Origin of the sequence: Paenibacillus sp. MER 180, from assembly GCF_023713665.1 — a bacterium.
In the GTDB taxonomy this organism is placed as follows: domain Bacteria; phylum Bacillota; class Bacilli; order Paenibacillales; family Paenibacillaceae; genus Paenibacillus_B; species Paenibacillus_B suaedae.
This window is the reverse complement of the sequence record NZ_JAMAVT010000001.1, coordinates 588,225-608,149: the sequence shown is the minus strand read 5'-3', so window position 1 is coordinate 608,149 and position 19,925 is coordinate 588,225. Positions and strand designations below refer to the sequence as shown.

Below are 19,925 nucleotides of genomic sequence, written 5' to 3'. Positions count from 1 at the left end.
GTCCCAGTGTGGCCGATCACCCTCTCAGGTCGGCTACGCATCGTCGCCTTGGTAAGCCGTTACCTTACCAACTAGCTAATGCGCCGCAGGTCCATCCATAAGTGGCAGATTGCTCCGCCTTTCTCATTTCCCCCATGCGAGGAAAATGCCTATCTGGTATTAGCTCACGTTTCCGTGGGTTATCCCAGTCTTATGGGCAGGTTACCTACGTGTTACTCACCCGTCCGCCGCTAACCATCAGGAGTGCAAGCACTCCATCAAGTCCGCTCGACTTGCATGTATTAGGCACGCCGCCAGCGTTCGTCCTGAGCCAGGATCAAACTCTCCGTTAAAGTTAAGTTTGAACTGCTCATATCTTTTGACGAGGTATTGCTACCTCATTCACAAACGTTGCTCGTTGTTCAGTTTTCAAAGAACAATCTTCAATCCAGCGCTTCGGCTTAATGCCTCTTTCGCTTTCGTTCACCGTGTCTCTCAGCGGCGACTCATATAATATATCACACCTACAATAATAACGCAAGCACTTTTTGAAAAAAACTTTAAAAAGAATATAAGTCTGCTTTAAAGCTAATTGCGCAGCCATTCTAACTACCCATGCATAGCCTTATAGCAGACTCTATCGATACCAATCTATAACAAGGTTACTACTATACTCGCACCGCTCAATAGGATCAATGTACAGCAAGTACTTCCTCTATCCACATCTGTCTTTCCTGCGTAAGTTGAACGATGCTGCCATCTACCGACACCCACGGACGAGTCAAGTGAGAATCCTCCGTAAATACGATGCGTCCCACCCGTCCATCATTCAGTTTAACAAATGCGTTCTGATGCATCTGGGCCACCTTATGGATGAATGTGCGTACAAGTTGGGGATCGAGCTGGCCGAATGATTCTTCCTTCAATCTCTCAAGTGCAATATAAGGAGAGGAAGCTCTCTTATATATTCGATTCTGTGTCATCGCATGGAAGATATCAGCGATCGCTACGATCTTGGCATACGGGTGTATTCGCTCCCCCGTTACTCCTAGAGGGTACCCACTCCCATCTATACGCTCATGATGCTGCAATGCGGCAAGCTTAACACCATCATTAATGGCTGGCACATTTCGAAGCAACTCATAACCATAATGGGTATGTCTGCGCATCTCAATCTTCTCGTTTTCCGTCAGGGTGCCTTTTTTAGACCAGATATCGCTATCGACCTTAGTCTTCCCAATATCGTGCAGCAGCCCAGATAAAGCGATCTGCATCCCTTCTTTGGAAGGATACCCGCTCCATTGTCCGATAAGATATGACGTGAGCGCAACAGCAGCGGATTTATGATACACATAGTCTTCTTCATTTCCTTGCAGCATTTCTTTAATTTGTGGATGGAAGCAGACTGGAGAGTAATGTTCGCTCTGTCCAAGCAGCCATTCCATTTGCTGGCGGAGTTCTAATATAGGAAGCTTGGTAGCCCCTGCTGTCTTATATACATTCTTGAGTAGGTTCACCATCTGAAGCCATGATTCTACAAAGCCGGCATCATGTTGAAAATGGCTCGTCTGGCGTGATGATGCTTGAGGAATGGTCGGTTCACTGTTTTTGCGATCCGGCGCATCCGCACGTGTCCCTGCACTGTCCATAACCGGCGAAGGATATGAACTTGCCACTGCAACTGATTTGATCATAAAAGCATCGAGCACATCCAAATCACGTACACTGAGCGTTCTTCCTTTATTCATAATTACGCCGCCAAGCCCTGTTATCACGTCCTGCTCCAATTGATCTCCTGGCTTAGCTTGCGAGACGGGGATGAATACCATAGGTTATTACACTCTCCTGTTGGCCTCTTCATATGGATTTGACTCGGTTATCGTTATGTATCTGCTTATATCAAGGAAAAGGGCGCACTCTATAAAAGAATACGCCCTACCTGTTGTCAATGCTCACACTGCTGCTGCATCTTCACGTTCATCATTCTATTCTAATTCCGGTTCGGAGGCAGAAGGTGCTTCGCTCTCTGTCATGCCCGGATTTTGTTCTGCTTCTTCAGACGATTCTTCAGAGGATTCATCAGGATCATCCTCAGTCTTATCGCAGCGGCTAACCGTAGATACGGAATCGTCGTCGCGGATATTGATGAGCTTCACACCTTGCGTGTATCGACCCATTTGGGAAATGCCCGACATGCTTGTACGAATAATTGTTCCTGATGCAGTGATAATCATCAAGTCCTCTCCATCCTGTACAACCTTCAAGCCGACGACTGCACCGTTCTTGTCCGTTACATTAATCGTCTTAATCCCTTTACCGCCACGGCTCTGAATCCGATAATCTTCCATAGGGGTACGTTTGCCGTAGCCTTTGGCTGTAACAATAAGCACATCGTTCTCCTTATTGACTACATCCATGTCAATTACGACATCATCGCTATCAAGCGTAATGCCTTTGACACCTGTAGCCGAACGTCCCATGGATCGAACGTCGTTCTCAGAGAATCGGATCGACATTCCCATCTTCGTACCCATAATGATCTCCTGCTCGCCGTCCGTCAGGCGAACCCCAATCAACGCATCATCATCACGAAGGTTGATGGCAATCAAGCCGCCTTTGCGAATGTTGACATAATCGTCAAGCGGAGTCTTCTTCACGATCCCTTGGCGGGTTGCAAAGAACAGGTACTTGTCAGATTCAAATTCCACGACTGGAATCACCGCACTAATGGACTCACCCTGTTCAATTTGAATCAAATTGATAATTGGCGTTCCTCTTGCCGTGCGGCTCAAGTCTGGAATCTCATACGCCTTGATGCGGTAAACCTTACCCTTGTCCGTGAAGAACATCAGGTAATGGTGAGAGTTGGACACGAATAAATGCTCTACGAAATCATTATCCTTCGTATCCATACCAACTACACCACGGCCTCCACGCTTCTGGCTACGATATGTCGTTACCGGAAGACGCTTAATATATCCGCTATGCGAAATGGTGATGATAACATCTTCTTGAGGGATCAGATCCTCATCAAGTATGCTATCCTCGCCAATCGTGATTTCTGTACGGCGCTCATCCCCATACTTCTGCTTCACTTCTTCAAGCTCATCGTTGATGATGGTCAGCACAAGCTGTTCGTTCGCCAAGATTTCACGGTATTCCGCGATCTTCGTCAGCAATTCGTTATATTCAGCTTCGATCTTCTCGCGCTCCAAGCCTGTCAGACGGCGCAGACGCATATCGAGAATCGCCTGTGCTTGGTCGAAGCTTAGACCGAATCGAGTGATTAACCCTTCACGAGCCTCTTCGTCATTCTTCGAGCCGCGGATAAGCGCAATAATCTCGTCGATATGATCAAGCGCAATGCGCAGGCCCTCGAGAATATGTGCACGTGCCTCGGCTTTCTTCAAATCGTACTCGGTACGGCGACGAATCACTTCGATCTGGTGCTCCAAATAATAATGGAGCATCTCACGCAAATTAAGAACGCGAGGCTCTTGATTCACAAGCGCCAGCATATTGATGCCGAAGTTGCTCTGCATCGCTGTATGCTTGTACAAGTTATTCAGAACGACATTCGGGTTCACATCACGGCGCAGTTCGATAACAACGCGCATTCCGTTGCGGTCAGATTCATCACGAAGGTCAGTAATGCCGTCAATGCGCTTCTCGCGTACCAATTCAGCAATCTTCTCAACGAGACGAGCCTTAATGACTTGATAAGGCAATTCGTGAACAACGATACGAGCCTTGCCGTTATTGTCCTCGATTGTCGCACGTGCCCGCATCGTAACAGATCCGCGGCCAGTCGCATACGCTTGGCGAATACCTTCCCGACCCATAATCAATCCGGATGTTGGGAAGTCTGGGCCCTTGATGTATTCCATCAAGTCCATTGGCGTTAACTCTGGATTCTGAATCAGCGCCTGCAGGCCGTCAATGACTTCCGTCAGGTTGTGCGGTGGGATGTTCGTTGCCATACCTACTGCGATACCGGATACCCCGTTCACGAGCAAATTCGGGAAGCGAGCCGGCAATACAACAGGCTCTTGCTCTTCGCCGTCATAGTTCGGAGCAAAGTCGATCGTTTCTTTGTTAATATCACGAAGCAGTTCCATGGCAATCTTGGAGAGTCGCGCTTCTGTATAACGCATCGCCGCAGCTGAGTCTCCGTCAATGGAACCAAAGTTCCCGTGACCATCCACGAGCATGTAACGAAGCGAGAAATCCTGGGCCATACGCACCATGGTCTCATATACGGCAGAGTCACCATGCGGGTGATACTTACCGATAACTTCACCAACGATCCTCGCTGATTTCTTATACGGTTTGTCCGGTGACATGCCGAGGTCTGACATCGCATACAAAATACGTCGGTGAACCGGCTTCAATCCGTCACGCACGTCCGGCAGAGCGCGGCTTACGATGATACTCATCGCGTAATCCAGGAATGATTCCCGCATCTCCGTGCCGATGTCGCGATCCCTGATTTGCGGTTGTTGTTCTTCCGCCATGCTGGACCTCCTTAAAATTCGTATTTAACAGCGTCATCATCATCTAGCAAAATGCAATATTTGCTCTCTACAAGCGAAAACGGCCCTTCCCCCCCATAAATGGAGTCGAACCATTTCCACAGACGAATAATCTTTTATCTAGTCCATATCGAAACTCCCCACATGGCAACACAAACCATTATGGACTAAAAAGGCGCCATGTTCACAAGGGATAATTTCTACTCTAGCTTGATCATGCGGATAAAATCATACTCATCAATTCCTTAACTGCACTATTTATATTATATTACTTTCACAAAAGAGATACAATTAAACGTTCCATGAAACCGCCCAAAATCCGAACATTTTCCACGCCATATAGTCGATTGTACTATTTCTATTTGCCCGATTGATCATACATTGATATCAACTTCTTATCCCTCTGCTCCCTACCCGTTCAAAAAATAAAATGACTGATTTGGAAAAGGGTGATGATGTTTGTCCAGCCGGCGTATATTCAGCAAATGGAAAAAGACGAAAATTTTGCAAGACTCCTCACTACGTTCGTATATTCCTAAGACGTCCATCTATAGTGCTCTCCGGTTGAAGGAGATGCTGAATCAATTTCAAATGGTGTATGTGAAACCTGACCTAGGCACTCATGGCAAAGGCGTTATGCGTGTTACGCAGCACGCCAATGACTCATTCGAGTTGAGAGAAGGTACTTCCACGGCCACCTTCACCGAAATAGACTCTCTCCTGGCCAAAATCAAAACCAGAATCGGAAAACGAAAGTACTTGATTCAACAAGGAGTCCACATGCTGTCTCACCGGGGAAGGAAGTTCGATCTCCGTGTGTTCGTGCAAAAAAATGTGAACAACAAGTGGGAGGTTATGTCTATCCTTGGTCGAAAGGCGGCTGCTCACAAGATTGTTACGAACGTCAGCAACGGAGGAAAGATGGAATCACTGCGGACTCTCTTGAAGCCCCACTTAAATGCAAGCTCCACCCGGCAGCTTCGCAGCGAGCTGGAACGAATCGGGCTGTCCGTCGGGGCACGGCTAAGCAAGGGACATAAGGGACTCAAGGAACTTGGGCTCGATATTGCGATTGACAAAAGCATGCACCCTTGGATACTAGAGGTCAATACGAAGCCTGCTATCTACGTGTACCGCACATTCAACCCTGCTGCTTATCGCCGCATCGTCCGAAATGCCAAAGCTTATGGACGATTGAAGTAATAAGGACTCCCCTCACTCTGCTGACATCAACTGAAGCCCGCTACCACACCAAAGCCCCAGTCCTGATGTGGAACTGGGGCTCTATTGTTATATCGAACCTCCGTGCTTTGCGATGGAGTGCACGATCCCAAGTGGTAGGATTCGATTAGAAATCAAGATTTTTAACAAACTTGGCATGGCGCTGAATGAAATCACGTCGTGGTTCAACGTTATCACCCATGAGCGTATCGAACACATCATCTGCCATCTTGGCATCATCGAACGAAACTTGGAGCATTTTCCGGCTCTCAGGATCCATTGTCGTCTCCCACAGCTGCTCTGCATTCATCTCACCAAGACCTTTATAACGCTGAACGTTAATCTTCACGCCTTCACCGAATTCTGCGATAATTTCGTCCTTCTGCTTATCGCTATCTGCATATCGAACAATTTTGTTGCGCTCAATTTTATAGAGCGGCGGCTGTGCAATGTACACGTATCCCGCTTCGATAAGCTTGCGCATGTAGCGATAGAAGAAGGTCAATAGCAGTGTTCGAATGTGAGCACCGTCGACGTCGGCATCGGTCATGATGACGATTTTGTGATAGCGAGCTTTCTCAAGATCAAAGTCCTCGCCGATCCCTGTACCGAGCGCCGTAATAATAGCACGAATCTCTGCGTTGGATAAGATCTTATCCAAGCGAGACTTCTCAACGTTCAAGATTTTACCCTTCAGCGGCAAGATCGCCTGGAAATGGCGATCGCGGCCCTGCTTCGCAGAACCACCCGCAGAGTCACCTTCGACAATGAACAATTCGCAATTGGCAGCATCCTTGGAAGAGCAATCCGCCAGCTTACCTGGAAGGGAGCTTACTTCAAGCGCGCTCTTGCGGCGCGTCAACTCACGTGCACGGCGAGCTGCTTCTCGAGCTCGGGATGCCTGCATCCCCTTCTCGACGACCTTCTTCGAAATCATCGGGTTCTCGTTCAGGAACTCCATGAACTTCTCGGAAAATACAGACTCAACAATGCTGCGTACTTCACTATTGCCGAGCTTTGTCTTCGTTTGTCCTTCGAATTGCGGCTCTGGAATCTTCACGGAAATAATCGCGGTCAGACCCTCACGAACATCATCCCCACTTAAGTTGGAGTTATTGTCCTTCATCAGGTTCATCTTCCGAGCATAATCGTTAATGATTCGCGTAAGCGCACTCTTAAAGCCAGATTCATGCGTACCGCCTTCGTGCGTATGAATGTTGTTGGCAAAAGAGTAAATATTCTCGGTGTAGCTATCGTTATATTGGAGTGCGATTTCGCACGTAATGTAATCTTTGGAGCCTTCCACGTAAATTGGCTGCTCATGCATCTTCTCACGATTGCGGTTCAGGTACTCAACGAATTCCTTGATGCCGCCGTCGTACTTAAATGTTTCTGAATGTCCAGTACGTTCATCGGTAAGCACCATTTGGATGCCTTTGTTCAAAAATGCAAGCTCGCGAATACGGGACAGAAGTGTGTCGTATTCGTATACCGTCGTCTCTGTAAACACTTCTGGATCGGGCTGGAATCGAATCGTTGTGCCGGTTTCCTCCGTGTCTCCGATTATTTCCAAATCACCTTGTGGAACCCCGCGATGATATTCCTGCTGATGGATATGTCCGTCTCGTTTCACGGTAACGATTAAGCTCGAAGACAAGGCATTTACGACCGAGACACCAACACCGTGCAAGCCGCCGGATACTTTGTATCCTTCGCCGCCGAACTTACCGCCCGCATGAAGAACGGTCATAACGACTTCAACAGCTGGACGCTTCATCTTCTCATGGATCCCGACTGGAATACCACGTCCATTGTCCACGACCGTAACGCTGTTGTCTTCATGTACGGTTACTTCGATTTTCGTGCAATACCCAGCCAACGCCTCGTCAATACTGTTATCGACGACTTCCCATACCAAATGATGTAGACCTTTGGCACTCGTTGAACCGATGTACATCCCCGGCCGTTTGCGTACGGCTTCCAAGCCTTCCAACACCTGAATCTGGCTCTCATCATACGTGTTATGATTCACAGACATGCCTTCACCTACTTCTCTAATTTCAGTACCGTTCATTATGCCAATCGCATGTAATTGCAAGAGCATCATCCCAAGAAATCCCAACTGCTAAGCAGTGGAATATAGAGATGACGCTGTCAACAAGGCTGTATGCAATGTTCGCCTACTCGTTAAAATGATGCGCACGCTTCTTCAATGTTGTAGATGATATCGGAGAGTAAAATACTTTTCCCTTCGTCACGACGATGGACTTTGCTTCTTCCTCGCCTATCGCCTCAACATTTTTCACTTTGTGCGCATTCGCCACGAACTGCTTAGACAGCTTAGATGATTTCTCTATCGATACATCAAAAATGGCGACCAGTTCCGAGGAACGAATGACTCTTTCTCCGCCCAAGTGAATATACATAGCGCTCACTCCCCTTAGAACAACCTCTTACCGCATGACTTGCCCATTTTCCACGTGGAACATATTTGCATCATGCAACTTGCTCGTATTAATGCCTTCAATGCCTGTCGTCGTAATGAACGTTTGTACCTTGCTCTGAAACGTCTCAATCAGCTGCGTCTGGCGCATCGAATCAAGCTCAGACAGAACATCGTCGAGCAGTAGGATAGGATATTCTCCTATTTCCTCGTGCATCAGTTCGATCTCAGCCAGCTTCAGCGACAGCGCTGTCGTCCGCTGCTGACCTTGCGATCCATAGGTTTGCACTTCTTTGCCGTTAATGTAGAAGGCAAGATCGTCCCGGTGCGGTCCGACAAGTGTCATGCCGCGCCGCACCTCCTGGTCTTTCATTTGTGTTAACTTTAACATAAATTGCTCGAATAAGACAGCTTCATCTTCGTCTGGCATCGCAAACGATGGACTATATTCAACGGTAAGAGCTTCCTTGCCATTCGTGATGCCGGCATGAATTTGCTCCGCCCATGATTGGAGTTTCTTTAAATATTGTTTCCTTTTCTTTACAACTTTAACACCATTCGTAACAAGCTGCTCATTGAATATATCGAGCATCGTATTCGCTTGTCCGCTTGGGCTGCTCCACATTTGCTTGAGCAGATTGTTGCGCTGCATGAGCACCTTCTGATACTGCTGCAGATGGTATAGATAGCTTGGCTGAACTTGGCCAATCTCCATATCCAGAAATCTCCGGCGAATGCCTGGCGATCCCTTTACGATCTCCAAATCCTCTGGGGCGAACATGACAACATTAAGCGCACCAATGAAGCCGCTCAGCTTACGCTGCTCTAAACCATTCAGCTTTGCCTTTTTCCCCTGCCGAGAAATGTTTAGCTCCAGCTGAACTGTTCCGTACTTCCGTTCTACAGATGCTCGAAGCTGTGCATGCTCTGCTTCCCATCCGATGAGTTCTTTATCTCGTGGTGTCCGATGTGATTTCGTCAGGGCAAGCACAAATATGGATTCGAGCAAATTGGTCTTCCCCTGCGCATTATTGCCGACAAAAATATTAACTCGATTGTCTGTATTCAATTCGAGCGCGCCATAATTGCGATAATTTTGCAGAGCGATCGATTTGACGAACACTCGATTAAGCCTCCTGAGATGAAACGATGAGGAACTCACCGCATCCATCTACTGAGACAACGTTGCCCGGATACAGCTTCCGGCCGCGCCGCGCTTCATCTTCACCGTTTACTTTCACCATGTTCTCTGCCAGCATAATTTTGGCGTGACCGCCTGTTGAAGCGCAATTAGCCAACTTCAGAAACTGCCCTAGCGTAATGAATTCCGTTCGAATTTGGATGTCATTCATGTCGTATCCTCCTTGTGATGCAGATGCACCAACCCTATCTTAATTTGTGGTGCGGTATGGCAAAATGAGATGCAAGCTGCTGACGTGTTCAGTCGGCTTAATGATGATTGGGCTCATTGCCCCTGTAAATCCAATGAAGATGTTTTCACATTCGACAACCTTCAACACATCCAGCATATATTTCGAGTTGAAAGCAATCCGAAGCGGATCCCCTTTGAATTCCTTCACATCCAATTGCTCTGTAACACGGCCTAGCTCAGATGAGCTGGAAGAAATTTCTATTGTACCATCTTCCTTCGTCTGCAGACGGACAATGTTCGTTTTATCTTCACGGGACAGCAAATAAGCACGGTCAATTGCATCGATGAGCTTTTTTGTGTCCAAAATAAGTTCTGTTTTGTAGTTTTGCGGAATAATTTTAGAAGTATCTGGATACGTCCCATCCAAAATACGCGAATAGAATAGAACTCGATCGATTTTGAACAACACTTGGTTGTCGGCAACGACAATATCCACCATTGTGTTCTGATCAGGGATGATTTTGCTCAATTCATTCAGCGTCTTACCGGAAATGACAACATTCGTAAAACGAATCTCTGGGTCTGCTTGGATATCAGCCGTACGGCTTGCCAAGCGGTGGCGGTCTGTGGATACGAATTTCAAATTACCTTCGCTCAGATTCCACAATACACCCGTCAAAATTGGCGTTGTTTCGTTGGAAGAAATAGCGAATGCGGTTTGCTTAATCATAGTTCTCAGCAAATCGCCATTGACTGTAATCACTTGGTTTTCTTCGATGCTAGGCAGAACAGGATACTCTTCTGGATCAAGTCCGACCATCTGGATATCTGTTGTACCGGAACGAAGGAATGTCTGGAAATGCTCCTTCACTTCGATCTCTACATCTTGGGAAGGCAATTTCTTAATAATTTCTACGAAAAACTTAGCAGGCAAAACAACGCTACCCGGACGTTCTACTTGAACAATCGTCTGGCGATCATCCTCAACTGGAATAAAGGTCTGAATAGAGATATCCGTATCACTAGCAGTAAGGGTAACCCCTTGGAACGTAACGTCAACCTTAATCCCGCTTAAAATGGGGATCGTCGTTCTGCTGGAAATCGCTTTAGATACGTTCTGTATCGCTTCATTCAGTTCATTTTTCAATATCGAAAGTTTCATACGTTCACTCCCTAACGCCAATTTGCGCTCATTCTACTGTTGCTATCTGTTACGAATCTTGTTATATCCGGTTGCTCTGAGTAGAGATATGCCGAATATGTGCTCTTCTTATGATGATCTATATAATCTTTTTTAATAATAGTAGTAATAGTAGGGGCACTGAATATGTGGATAACCCTCTTGAACAGGCATAAAGTAAAGCCTATCCACATGTGTATAGATTGTGTATAGGCTTGTTATGTTGTTCACAGCGTTGGATTTTTAATTTTGTCGATCAGGTTCTGTACAACCTTATAAAGTTCCTGATCCTGCTGCAGATTTTGGGTTATTTTCTCGTGGGCATGAATGACGGTTGTATGATCTCGTCCGCCAAAGGCTTCACCAATTTTCGGCAAGGAATAATCAGTGAGCTCCCGCGATAAATACATGGCAATTTGACGGGGAAAAGCGACGGCTTTCGTTCTCTTGCGTGCCTTGAAATCCTCCATCTTAAGTCCATAGAACTCCCCGACCTTATGCTGAATGTCCTGGATCGTAATCATCTTCGGACGGCTGGACGGGATGAGATCCTTGAGTGCCTCTGCAGCTAAGTGAGTCGTGATATCCTGATTTGTCATCGTGGAAAATGCGACAACGCGCGTAAGCGCACCTTCCAACTCACGAATGTTCGTATTGATCTGGTTGGCGATGTACACCATGGCTTCATTCGGTATATCCAAGTTCTCGGCCTTAGCCTTCTTGCGCAGAATCGCAATTCGCGTCTCGAGATCCGGCGGCTGAATATCCGTAATAAGACCCCATTCGAAGCGAGAACGCAGCCGTTCCTCTAATGTTTCGATCTCCTTAGGAGGGCGATCGCTGGAGAGGACGATGTGCTTGTTCTCGTTATGCAGTGCATTGAATGTATGGAAGAACTCCTCCTGGGTTTGTTCCTTCCCTGCCAAGAACTGAATGTCGTCAATAAGCAAAATGTCAATATTGCGGTATTTGTTGCGGAAGCTTTCTCCGCGGTTATCCCGAATGGCATTAATGAATTCATTCATAAATTTCTCAGACGTCGTATAGACGACGCGGCTTGCGGGATTATGCTCCAAAATATAATGACCGATCGCATGCATGAGATGCGTTTTGCCGAGACCTACTCCCCCGTATAAAAAGAGCGGGTTATAAGCTTTGGCCGGCGCTTCAGCGACGGCGAGCGATGCAGCATGCGCGAAGCGATTGTTCGAGCCAATGACGAATGTATCGAACGTGTATTTTGGGTTAAGCATATTGGAAGCCGGTTCATCATAGACAGCGACTCGAGCCGGTGAAGCCTGTGGCTGCACGACTTCTGCTTCCGCTTGAGCTGCTTCCTCAATAATGAACTTGACGTCCACTTGCTTGCCCGTTTCTTCCATCACTGTTGAGCTGACAAGCTTCGTATACCGGCTCTCAAGCCATTCCACCGAAAATGTATTCGGCGCAGTAATGAGCAGCTGTGAGTCTGTAAACTTTACAGCTTTCGTGGCCTTGAACCAGGTATCAAAGCTAGGTTTGCTTAGCTTCGTCTGGATGACGGACAATATTTCCTGCCAATGTTCATTTGCTTGGCGCTCCACAGATTGTTTCACTCCTTCAAGCCTGCTGCGTCTTCATATGACGCGCTTACCGGCAATTACGCCTGAAAAAAGGACAATTGCCCCGACAAGACGCAAAAAGGCTCCGCAAGGCGCAGAAAGCCCTCTTAATGAGGAAGAAGGTTCACAAAGACGTAAAATCATCATGAACTAACCTGTCCTCGAAAAGAGCGTATTGTCGGGGTCTATGCTTACATGTCGATATGCTTGTGCTCCAGTCAAGAAAATTTCTCGCGTTTTCCACGAAACATCAGACATGTTGCTGTCGAAGTATACCGTTTCTTACAACTATTTATCCACAATATGCAGATCATGTCGAACAAGTTCTAAACATGTGAGTATAAATTGTTCACAACCTTATCCACAGACTGTTGATAAGTAAATATCCACAATCGCTATTCACAACCGAAAAGCAATATAATCATAGCAGATGAGGCCTTATATTTCAATGATCGGGCTTATTTTATCCACAAATTCAATAACTTGTGCATAAATGTTATCTACACCACTAGATATTGTTCATAACTTGTTTCTTTTCGACATGTCCAGACAAAGGTCCGCTATTTTTTGTACACAGGCAAGGGGAAGGAATTGTCGATATTTTTTAGTTTTGCACATGTGTATAACAAAATGTGTCGAGCATGATCGAAGTTCGAAGTGTGGATAATCATTTCTATACATAATAAGAATGTATTTTTCATTTATGATGTGAATTCGGAATCGAAAAGAGATGATAGGAGAAACGGTGAGGATTGACTTTTCCCGCGTATTCTGGTTAAATGTAAAAAGGAATTTTGCGCAGACAGATAAACGTAGCAATGAATGGTTCATCATGACATATCTCGTTCGAGGAGGTGCAATACGTTGAAACCGACATTTAAACCTAACGTGAGCAAACGTAAGAAAGTTCACGGTTTCCGTAAAAGAATGAGCACGAAAAACGGCCGTAAGGTGTTGGCTGCTCGTCGCCTAAAAGGCAGAAAAGTATTGAGCGCATAAGATCGCGTGAATACAAGACCACCTCGGTGGTCTTTTTTTCTTTTTACGCGAAAATCATACGTTTTTCGTCATAAAGGCGTCACATAAAATGTAGTAGAAGAAATGTTTATTCCGTTACGCAGGTGCCCATACTTTGATCATACCAATCAAGCATTTTAGAGTAGGGACGAGCGGAGTTCATCCGGAGAGATAGGAGAAAGATCCGATGCAAAAAGAGTATCGGCTGCAGGATCGCGCAGATTTTACTCGTGTTTATCGCAATGGTCGTTCCTTTGCCAATCATCAGCTTGTACTGTATGTTTATGCCCAGCCGAAGGTTGACCGGTTCCGCGTTGGGATATCGGCGAGCAAAAAGATTGGCAATGCGGTTGTGCGCAATCGAATGCGCCGCATGATCAAGGAAATTGTCAGACTTCAGGCAGATCGCATTATGGATCATGTCGATTTGGTGTTCATTGTGCGTAAAGGCGCGACGGAAATGGACTATGACAAGCTTGCCAAGAGCGTCCATCATGTCATGCGAAAAGCTTCTATATATAAATGAATGTATTTTGTCAGCAAGATCGCACGATACACCTGTTGAATCGTTTCCTTTAACAGGGGAAATGTGATATATTTACTGTTGGAATCGGAAGGTTAAGAGAGGGGTTATGCTATTGTCGCTGAACAAGTTGTTCTCGAACCGCAAATGGCTCTTGGTAGCGGTTTCTGTGCTGTTGATCGTTGTATTGTCGGGATGTACGTCCACGACCACTACGCTGAAGACGGAGGATTTGCTGCAGGGTAACTTCTGGGAGCGTAACGTGGTCTATTATTTTTCACTAGCACTTGATACATTCGCAGGCTGGTTCAGCGGGGAGTATGGATTCGCCATCTTGCTGCTAACCGTTATTGTTCGTCTGTGTATCTTGCCGCTTACAGTTAAGCAAATGCGCAGCTCGAAGGAAATGCAGAAGCTGCAACCTCAGCTCGCTGAAATAAAGAAGAAACATAAGGATAATCCGCAAAAGCAGCAGGAAGAAACGATGAAGCTGTTCCAACAGCACAACGTAAATCCGCTGGCGGGATGCTTGCCAATCTTCATTCAAATGCCAGTTTTTATCGCTTTGTATAATTCGATCTACATGAACTCTGCCATTCGTGAGCATACATTCTTGTGGCTCAAACTGGGTGAGGCGGATCCGTTTTATGTATTGCCGGTCGTTGCTGCATTGACGACATTCGTGCAGTCGAAGATGATGGCAAGTCAAAACCCAATGCAAGGCCCTATGCAATTCATGATGCTAATCTTCCCAGTGTTGATCTTCGTCATGTCGATCAACTTCCCAGCGGCACTTCCGTTGTACTGGGTATACAGCAACGTCTTTACTATTGTTCAGAACTATTTCCTTTATCGCGATAAGGATAAGGAGGTTCGTCCGGCGAAATGAATACGCTCGTTGTATCGGGAAAGACGATCGAAGATGCAATAAAGAACGGTTTGGAACGAATGAACGTAACCGAGGATCGCGTATCTGTTCGCGTGCTGGAAAAGCCATCACGCGGGCTGTTTGGACTTATCGGCGTTCGTCCAGCGAAGGTCGAGTTGACTCTTCTGCCGGACAAGGATGTCCCGCTCTCTGAACCTACAACACAATCATCGTCATCGAAGCCAGTTCAGACAGCATCTGCTGTGGCCGGCATGCAGGCAGCAGCAGTATCGAAGGATAGAGATCAGGAGATGGAAGCTGACTCTACAGACGATATTGATCCGATTGAAGAAGCGAAGCAATTCATTATGGATGTTGCCCGCTCGATGGGGCTTGATGTGGAAGTTGGAGTACATAAGAGGAAGGACACGGTAACGCTTGATATTAGCGGCTCGGACTTGGGTCTTATTATTGGGCGCCGCGGTCAAACGCTTGATTCGCTTCAATACTTGGCGAACCTGGTAGCCAATCGTTATTCCAAGCATCATCTCCGTATTATTCTTGATGCAGAGCAGTTCCGCGAACGGCGTAAGAAAACGCTCGAATCGTTGTCTGAGCGGCTCGCGAACAAAGTGATTCGTTCCCGGCAAGAGGTTGTACTGGAGCCGATGACGGCGCAGGATCGCAAGATTATTCATGCGAAGCTGCAGGATCATCCGAAGGTAAAAACTTGCAGTAAAGGCGAGGAGCCTAACCGACGCGTAGTCATTATGATTAAATAGGCATGGCTGCACTTATGAATAACCTCTATTCAGAACGCATAGACAGATAGAAAATGCAATGATTGCGCCTGGTTCAGGGTGCTCTCATTGCATTTTTTCGTTATTTGACTCATTGAATGGGATTTCATGATTAGGCGTTTGACGTAAAATGAGATAATATAAATGTACCCTATATGTGCGGAGGTCATTATTAGGATGAATTACGAACCAATCGCAGCGGTATCTACACCGCTTGGCGAAGGCGGTATAGCGATTATCCGAGTAAGCGGAGAAGGATCTTTCGCTGAAGTGGATCGCATATTCCGTTCAAAAACGAAGCTAACAGAGGCGGACAGCCATACGATACATTATGGACATATTGTTGATCCACAGTCAGGGGAGCGAGTAGAAGAGGTGCTCGTAAGCGTGATGCGAGGCCCTCGTTCATTCACAACGGAGGATGTTGTCGAAATCAATACGCATGGCGGAATTATTTCGGTGCGGAAGGTGATGGATATTCTGCTTCAGCAGGGAATTCGTCTGGCGGAGCCGGGAGAGTTCACAAAGCGTGCATTCCTCAATGGCAGAATTGATTTGTCACAAGCGGAGGCAGTTATTGATCTCATTCGCTCGAAGTCGGATCGTGCCTTCAGCATCGCTATGAAGCAGGCACAAGGTCAACTGTCTACCCGAATTAAGTCGCTCCGTCATACACTCATTGAGACACTTGCTCATATCGAAGTGAATATCGACTATCCAGAGCATGATGTTGAAGAGCTGACGAGTAACTTTATTCAAGATAAATGCGGGCAAGTCATGGAAGAAGTGACGCGGCTATTGAAGACCGCATCTGAGGGGAAAATATTGAGGGAGGGTATTGTCACTGCGATTATTGGGCGACCAAATGTCGGCAAATCATCGCTGCTCAATACGCTTGCCCAAGATAATAAAGCGATTGTCACCGATATTCCGGGAACAACTCGCGATGTGGTCGAGCAATTCGTAACCATTAACGGGATTCCGCTGCGTCTCTTGGATACGGCTGGTATTCGGGAGACGACAGATGTGGTGGAGCGAATTGGGGTAGAGCGTTCACGCAGTGCACTCCAAGAAGCAGACCTCATTCTTTTCGTCGTGAACAACAATGATGAGCTTCATCCGGATGAACGGGAATGGATGGAGCAAATTACGGGTAGACAAGTGATTGTCATTGTGAATAAAATGGATCTGCCTACGGTGTTGGATGATACTCCGTTGAAGGAAGCATTTGGCGAGAGCCAAATCGTGCGTATGTCCGCGAAAGAGCAGGAAGGCGTGGACGCGCTGGAGAAGGTGATCTCCGAGTTGTTCTTCAGCGGTGGAATTGAAGCGGGGGATATGACGTATGTCAGCAACGTACGGCATATTGCGCTGCTCAAGAAGACGCTGCGGGCACTAGAAGACGCTGTGGAGGCATCACAGCAGGGAATACCAATTGATATGATTCAAATCGACGTGCGCACCGCTTGGGAGCTGCTCGGCGAAATCATTGGAGACTCTGTAGGCGATTCGCTGATTGACCAGATCTTCTCCCAGTTCTGTCTTGGAAAATAGAGAGTTGTGATCACGGTAAAAGGTCTTGTTGCCGTGAGTGCTGTTTATAGAGAAAGTTGTTAAAGGAGGGAGCCCCATGCCATTTGAGGCGGGACAATATGATGTAATAGTTATCGGAGCGGGCCATGCGGGCTGTGAAGCGGCACTTGCTTCTGCACGGATGGGCTGCAATACGTTGCTGTTGACGATTAACTTAGATATGGTTGCTTTCATGCCGTGCAACCCTTCGATTGGCGGCCCAGCTAAGGGCCATGTTGTACGCGAAATCGATGCATTAGGCGGAGAAATGGGCCGCAATATCGATAAAACCTTCATCCAAATGCGGATGCTCAATACCGGGAAAGGGCCAGCTGTCCACGCGCTGCGTGCTCAGGCCGACAAGGTATTGTATCAGGCAAAAATGAAGGAAACAGTAGAAACAACGCCGAACTTGACGCTGCGTCAAGGCATGGTCGAGGAATTGATCGTGGAAGACGGTAAATGTGTAGGTGCCATCACTAAATCAGGTGCTATTTTCCGCTCGAAAACGGTTGTCTTAACGACAGGTACGTACTTGCGGGGCAAAATCATTATCGGTGAGTTGATGTATGAGAGCGGCCCGAACAACCAACAACCGTCTTTGAAGCTGTCCGAATGCTTGCGCAATCTCGGATTTGATCTCGTTCGCTTCAAGACAGGTACTCCTCCGCGGGTGAATGGAGGGACAATCGACTTTTCCAAAACAGAAATCCAGCCTGGAGACGATCATCCGAAGTTCTTCTCTTATGAAACGAAGTCTTCCGATAATGAGCAGCTTCCTTGCTGGCTAACGTATACGTCGGAGAATACGCATCGCATTATCAATGATAACTTGCATCGTGCACCGATGTTCTCTGGTGTCATTGAAGGTACAGGTCCTCGTTATTGCCCGTCCATTGAAGATAAGATCGTTCGCTTTGCGGATAAACCGAAGCATCAAATCTTCCTGGAGCCGGAAGGCAAGGATACAGCTGAGTATTATGTACAAGGACTGTCCACGAGTATGCCTGAAGATGTTCAGTTGCAAATCCTGCGCTCTGTCCCGGGACTCGAGAACGCGGAAATGATGCGAACTGGATATGCGATTGAGTATGATGCAGTCGTGCCGACACAGCTGTGGCCAACGCTGGAGACAAAACAGGTAGATGGCTTATTCACAGCTGGACAAATTAACGGAACATCGGGTTATGAAGAAGCTGCTGCGCAGGGGGTTATGGCCGGCATCAATGCTGCACGCAAGGTGCAGGGCAAGCCTGCTGTCATCCTGAATCGCTCGCAAGCTTACATTGGCGTGTTGATTGATGATCTCGTAACGAAGGGGACGAATGAGCCGTATCGTCTGCTTACGTCCCGAGCTGAATATAGACTGCTGCTTCGCCATGACAATGCGGATATGCGCTTGACGGATATCGGGCATGAGATTGGTCTTATTACCGATGAGCGGTACGCTTCATTCCAGCACAAACTTGACTTGGTCGGTCAAGAGCTGGAGCGCTTGAAGGCAACAAAGGTGAAACCGGATGAAGCCGTGCAGGCAATGCTTGCAGAAGCGGGTTCTGCTCCACTGACGAACGGTTGTGACGCCGTTACCTTGCTGCGACGTCCAGAAATATCTTATGCACATGTGGATAAGTTATTCCCGTCGCCGCTTGAGTTGGATGAAGAAATGAAGGAACAGGTTGAGATTCAGATTAAGTATGCAGGATATATTGAGAAGCAGCTGCTACAAGTAGAGCGTCTGGCGAAGATGGAGAAGAAGCTGATCCCGCAGGATATCGATTATAATGCGGTTCATGGCATTGCGTCGGAAGCGAAGCAGAAGCTAGCGAAGATTCGCCCGTTGTCGATCGGGCAAGCATCGCGTATTTCTGGTGTAACTCCTGCAGATATTTCAATCCTGCTTGTATATTTGGAGCATTACAACCGCGTAACAGCCGAGAAGCACGCTCAGTCGTAATTCGGGTGAGCGGGCTGTGCCAAGTATGCAGGTTGGGGACATTAACTGCAGAAGAGGAGATTGCCAGTGATGGATGCATTGCAAGAACAGTTCCAAGGCTGGCTATCCGGACATGGATGGCCACCGATTACAGAAACACAGTGGAATCAATTAGAGACGTATTATCGGGTGTTGGTGGATTGGAATGAGCGGATGAACTTGACCGGCATCACCGAGCGTGAGCTCGTATACGAGAAGCACTTCTACGATTCACTGACACTAGGCTTCCATGTCAATATGAAGGAAGTCAAGCGTATGGCTGATATCGGTTCAGGGGCAGGCTTCCCAGGGATTCCACTGGCGATTATGTTCCCGCATTTTCAGTTGACGATTGTTGATTCCCTTAATAAGCGAATTGTATTTCTGAATCATCTGGTGCAGGAGCTTGGATTGACGGGGGTTAGCTGTATTCATGGGCGTGCTGAGGAGGTTGCTCGCAAGCCGGAGCACCGCGATCAGTATGATCTTGTGACAGCACGTGCTGTTGCCAGATTGAACGTGCTGAATGAGCTCTGCCTGCCGTTCGTGCGTCCAGGCGGCACATTCGCAGCGATGAAGGGGACAGATCCACAGGAAGAGATTGTGGAGGCGAAGCGAAGCCTACAAGTGCTGCAGGCCACATTTACAGCTGACCATGCATTGAAGCTTCCGGTGGAGCAATCCGAGCGTCACATTATAGTGATGTCGAAGAAGGGGCCAACACCGAAGGCGTACCCACGCAAGCCCGGCACGCCGCTGAAGACACCAATTGTGTAGAGGAATATAAGGCAAGTTAGGAATAAGTAAAAGAGGCCGAAAACGTTCGGCCTCTTTTTTGTGTT

General features: G+C 47.2%; 16 protein-coding genes and 1 rRNA gene. 8 read left to right on the top strand and 9 right to left on the bottom strand.

All coding sequences use genetic code 11. The annotated features are described in order from the left end of the window. From M3661_RS02580 to gyrA, 3 genes are all read right to left on the bottom strand, one after another. Positions 1–332 (bottom strand): 16S ribosomal RNA (locus tag M3661_RS02580); the annotation flags it as partial. 339 nt (positions 333–671) lie between these two features. After that, positions 672–1,808, bottom strand: a complete 1,137-nt coding sequence (locus tag M3661_RS02575; RefSeq protein ID WP_065293408.1) for an HD-GYP domain-containing protein — start codon at positions 1,806–1,808, stop codon at positions 672–674. Positions 1,809–1,964: 156 nt separating this feature from the next. Further along, complete coding sequence (gene gyrA / locus M3661_RS02570; protein ID WP_251482076.1) at positions 1,965–4,493, bottom strand: DNA gyrase subunit A; 2,529 nt, start codon at positions 4,491–4,493, stop codon at positions 1,965–1,967. A 477-nt stretch (positions 4,494–4,970) separates the two neighbouring features. Between gyrA and M3661_RS02565 the strand changes: the two genes are divergently transcribed. Beyond that, positions 4,971–5,714, top strand: coding sequence for a YheC/YheD family protein (locus M3661_RS02565; protein ID WP_251482071.1), 744 nt, complete (start codon positions 4,971–4,973; stop codon positions 5,712–5,714). Positions 5,715–5,859: 145 nt separating this feature from the next. On the opposite strand, the gene gyrB is transcribed toward M3661_RS02565, so the two are convergent. From gyrB to dnaA, 6 genes are all read right to left on the bottom strand, one after another. Further along, on the bottom strand, positions 5,860–7,770 hold the full coding sequence (gyrB, locus tag M3661_RS02560) for a DNA topoisomerase (ATP-hydrolyzing) subunit B (RefSeq protein ID WP_251482136.1): 1,911 nt from the start codon (positions 7,768–7,770) through the stop codon (positions 5,860–5,862). Positions 7,771–7,912: 142 nt separating this feature from the next. After that, entirely contained in the window at positions 7,913–8,158 is a 246-nt protein-coding gene (gene remB / locus M3661_RS02555) for an extracellular matrix regulator RemB (RefSeq protein ID WP_021257560.1), read from the bottom strand. A 27-nt stretch (positions 8,159–8,185) separates the two neighbouring features. Beyond that, complete coding sequence (recF, locus tag M3661_RS02550) at positions 8,186–9,298, bottom strand: DNA replication/repair protein RecF (RefSeq protein WP_251482068.1); 1,113 nt, start codon at positions 9,296–9,298, stop codon at positions 8,186–8,188. A 4-nt stretch (positions 9,299–9,302) separates the two neighbouring features. Continuing rightward, positions 9,303–9,527 carry a S4 domain-containing protein YaaA gene (gene yaaA, locus M3661_RS02545; protein ID WP_021257558.1) on the bottom strand — a complete coding sequence of 75 codons (225 nt, stop codon included), beginning with the start codon at positions 9,525–9,527 and terminating at the stop codon, positions 9,303–9,305. A gap of 39 nt (positions 9,528–9,566) precedes the next feature. Continuing rightward, complete coding sequence (dnaN, locus tag M3661_RS02540; RefSeq protein WP_065293404.1) at positions 9,567–10,709, bottom strand: DNA polymerase III subunit beta; 1,143 nt, start codon at positions 10,707–10,709, stop codon at positions 9,567–9,569. A gap of 245 nt (positions 10,710–10,954) precedes the next feature. Further along, positions 10,955–12,310, bottom strand: coding sequence for a chromosomal replication initiator protein DnaA (dnaA, locus tag M3661_RS02535; protein ID WP_021257556.1), 1,356 nt, complete (start codon positions 12,308–12,310; stop codon positions 10,955–10,957). Positions 12,311–13,192: 882 nt separating this feature from the next. Between dnaA and rpmH the strand changes: the two genes are divergently transcribed. The 7 genes from rpmH (at position 13,193) to rsmG (ending at position 19,860) form a co-directional block, all read left to right on the top strand. Then, positions 13,193–13,327, top strand: coding sequence for a 50S ribosomal protein L34 (rpmH, locus tag M3661_RS02530; RefSeq protein ID WP_009223341.1), 135 nt, complete (start codon positions 13,193–13,195; stop codon positions 13,325–13,327). Positions 13,328–13,532: 205 nt separating this feature from the next. After that, positions 13,533–13,871: a ribonuclease P protein component gene (gene rnpA / locus M3661_RS02525; protein WP_251482065.1), complete on the top strand. Its 339-nt coding sequence runs from the start codon at positions 13,533–13,535 to the stop codon at positions 13,869–13,871. A gap of 106 nt (positions 13,872–13,977) precedes the next feature. Then, positions 13,978–14,757 (top strand): YidC/Oxa1 family membrane protein insertase, encoded by a 780-nt coding sequence (locus M3661_RS02520; protein WP_021257554.1) that lies wholly within the window; start codon positions 13,978–13,980, stop codon positions 14,755–14,757. After that, positions 14,754–15,518: an RNA-binding cell elongation regulator Jag/EloR gene (jag, locus tag M3661_RS02515; RefSeq protein ID WP_065293403.1), complete on the top strand. Its 765-nt coding sequence runs from the start codon at positions 14,754–14,756 to the stop codon at positions 15,516–15,518. Before M3661_RS02520 ends, jag begins: the two co-directional genes overlap by 4 nt. A 195-nt stretch (positions 15,519–15,713) precedes the next feature. Continuing rightward, positions 15,714–17,090 (top strand): tRNA uridine-5-carboxymethylaminomethyl(34) synthesis GTPase MnmE, encoded by a 1,377-nt coding sequence (gene mnmE, locus M3661_RS02510; protein WP_065293402.1) that lies wholly within the window; start codon positions 15,714–15,716, stop codon positions 17,088–17,090. Positions 17,091–17,166: 76 nt separating this feature from the next. After that, positions 17,167–19,065 carry a tRNA uridine-5-carboxymethylaminomethyl(34) synthesis enzyme MnmG gene (mnmG, locus tag M3661_RS02505; RefSeq protein ID WP_072730914.1) on the top strand — a complete coding sequence of 633 codons (1,899 nt, stop codon included), beginning with the start codon at positions 17,167–17,169 and terminating at the stop codon, positions 19,063–19,065. Positions 19,066–19,134: 69 nt separating this feature from the next. Continuing rightward, positions 19,135–19,860: a 16S rRNA (guanine(527)-N(7))-methyltransferase RsmG gene (gene rsmG / locus M3661_RS02500; RefSeq protein WP_251482048.1), complete on the top strand. Its 726-nt coding sequence runs from the start codon at positions 19,135–19,137 to the stop codon at positions 19,858–19,860. The last annotated feature ends 65 nt before the right edge of the window (positions 19,861–19,925 follow it).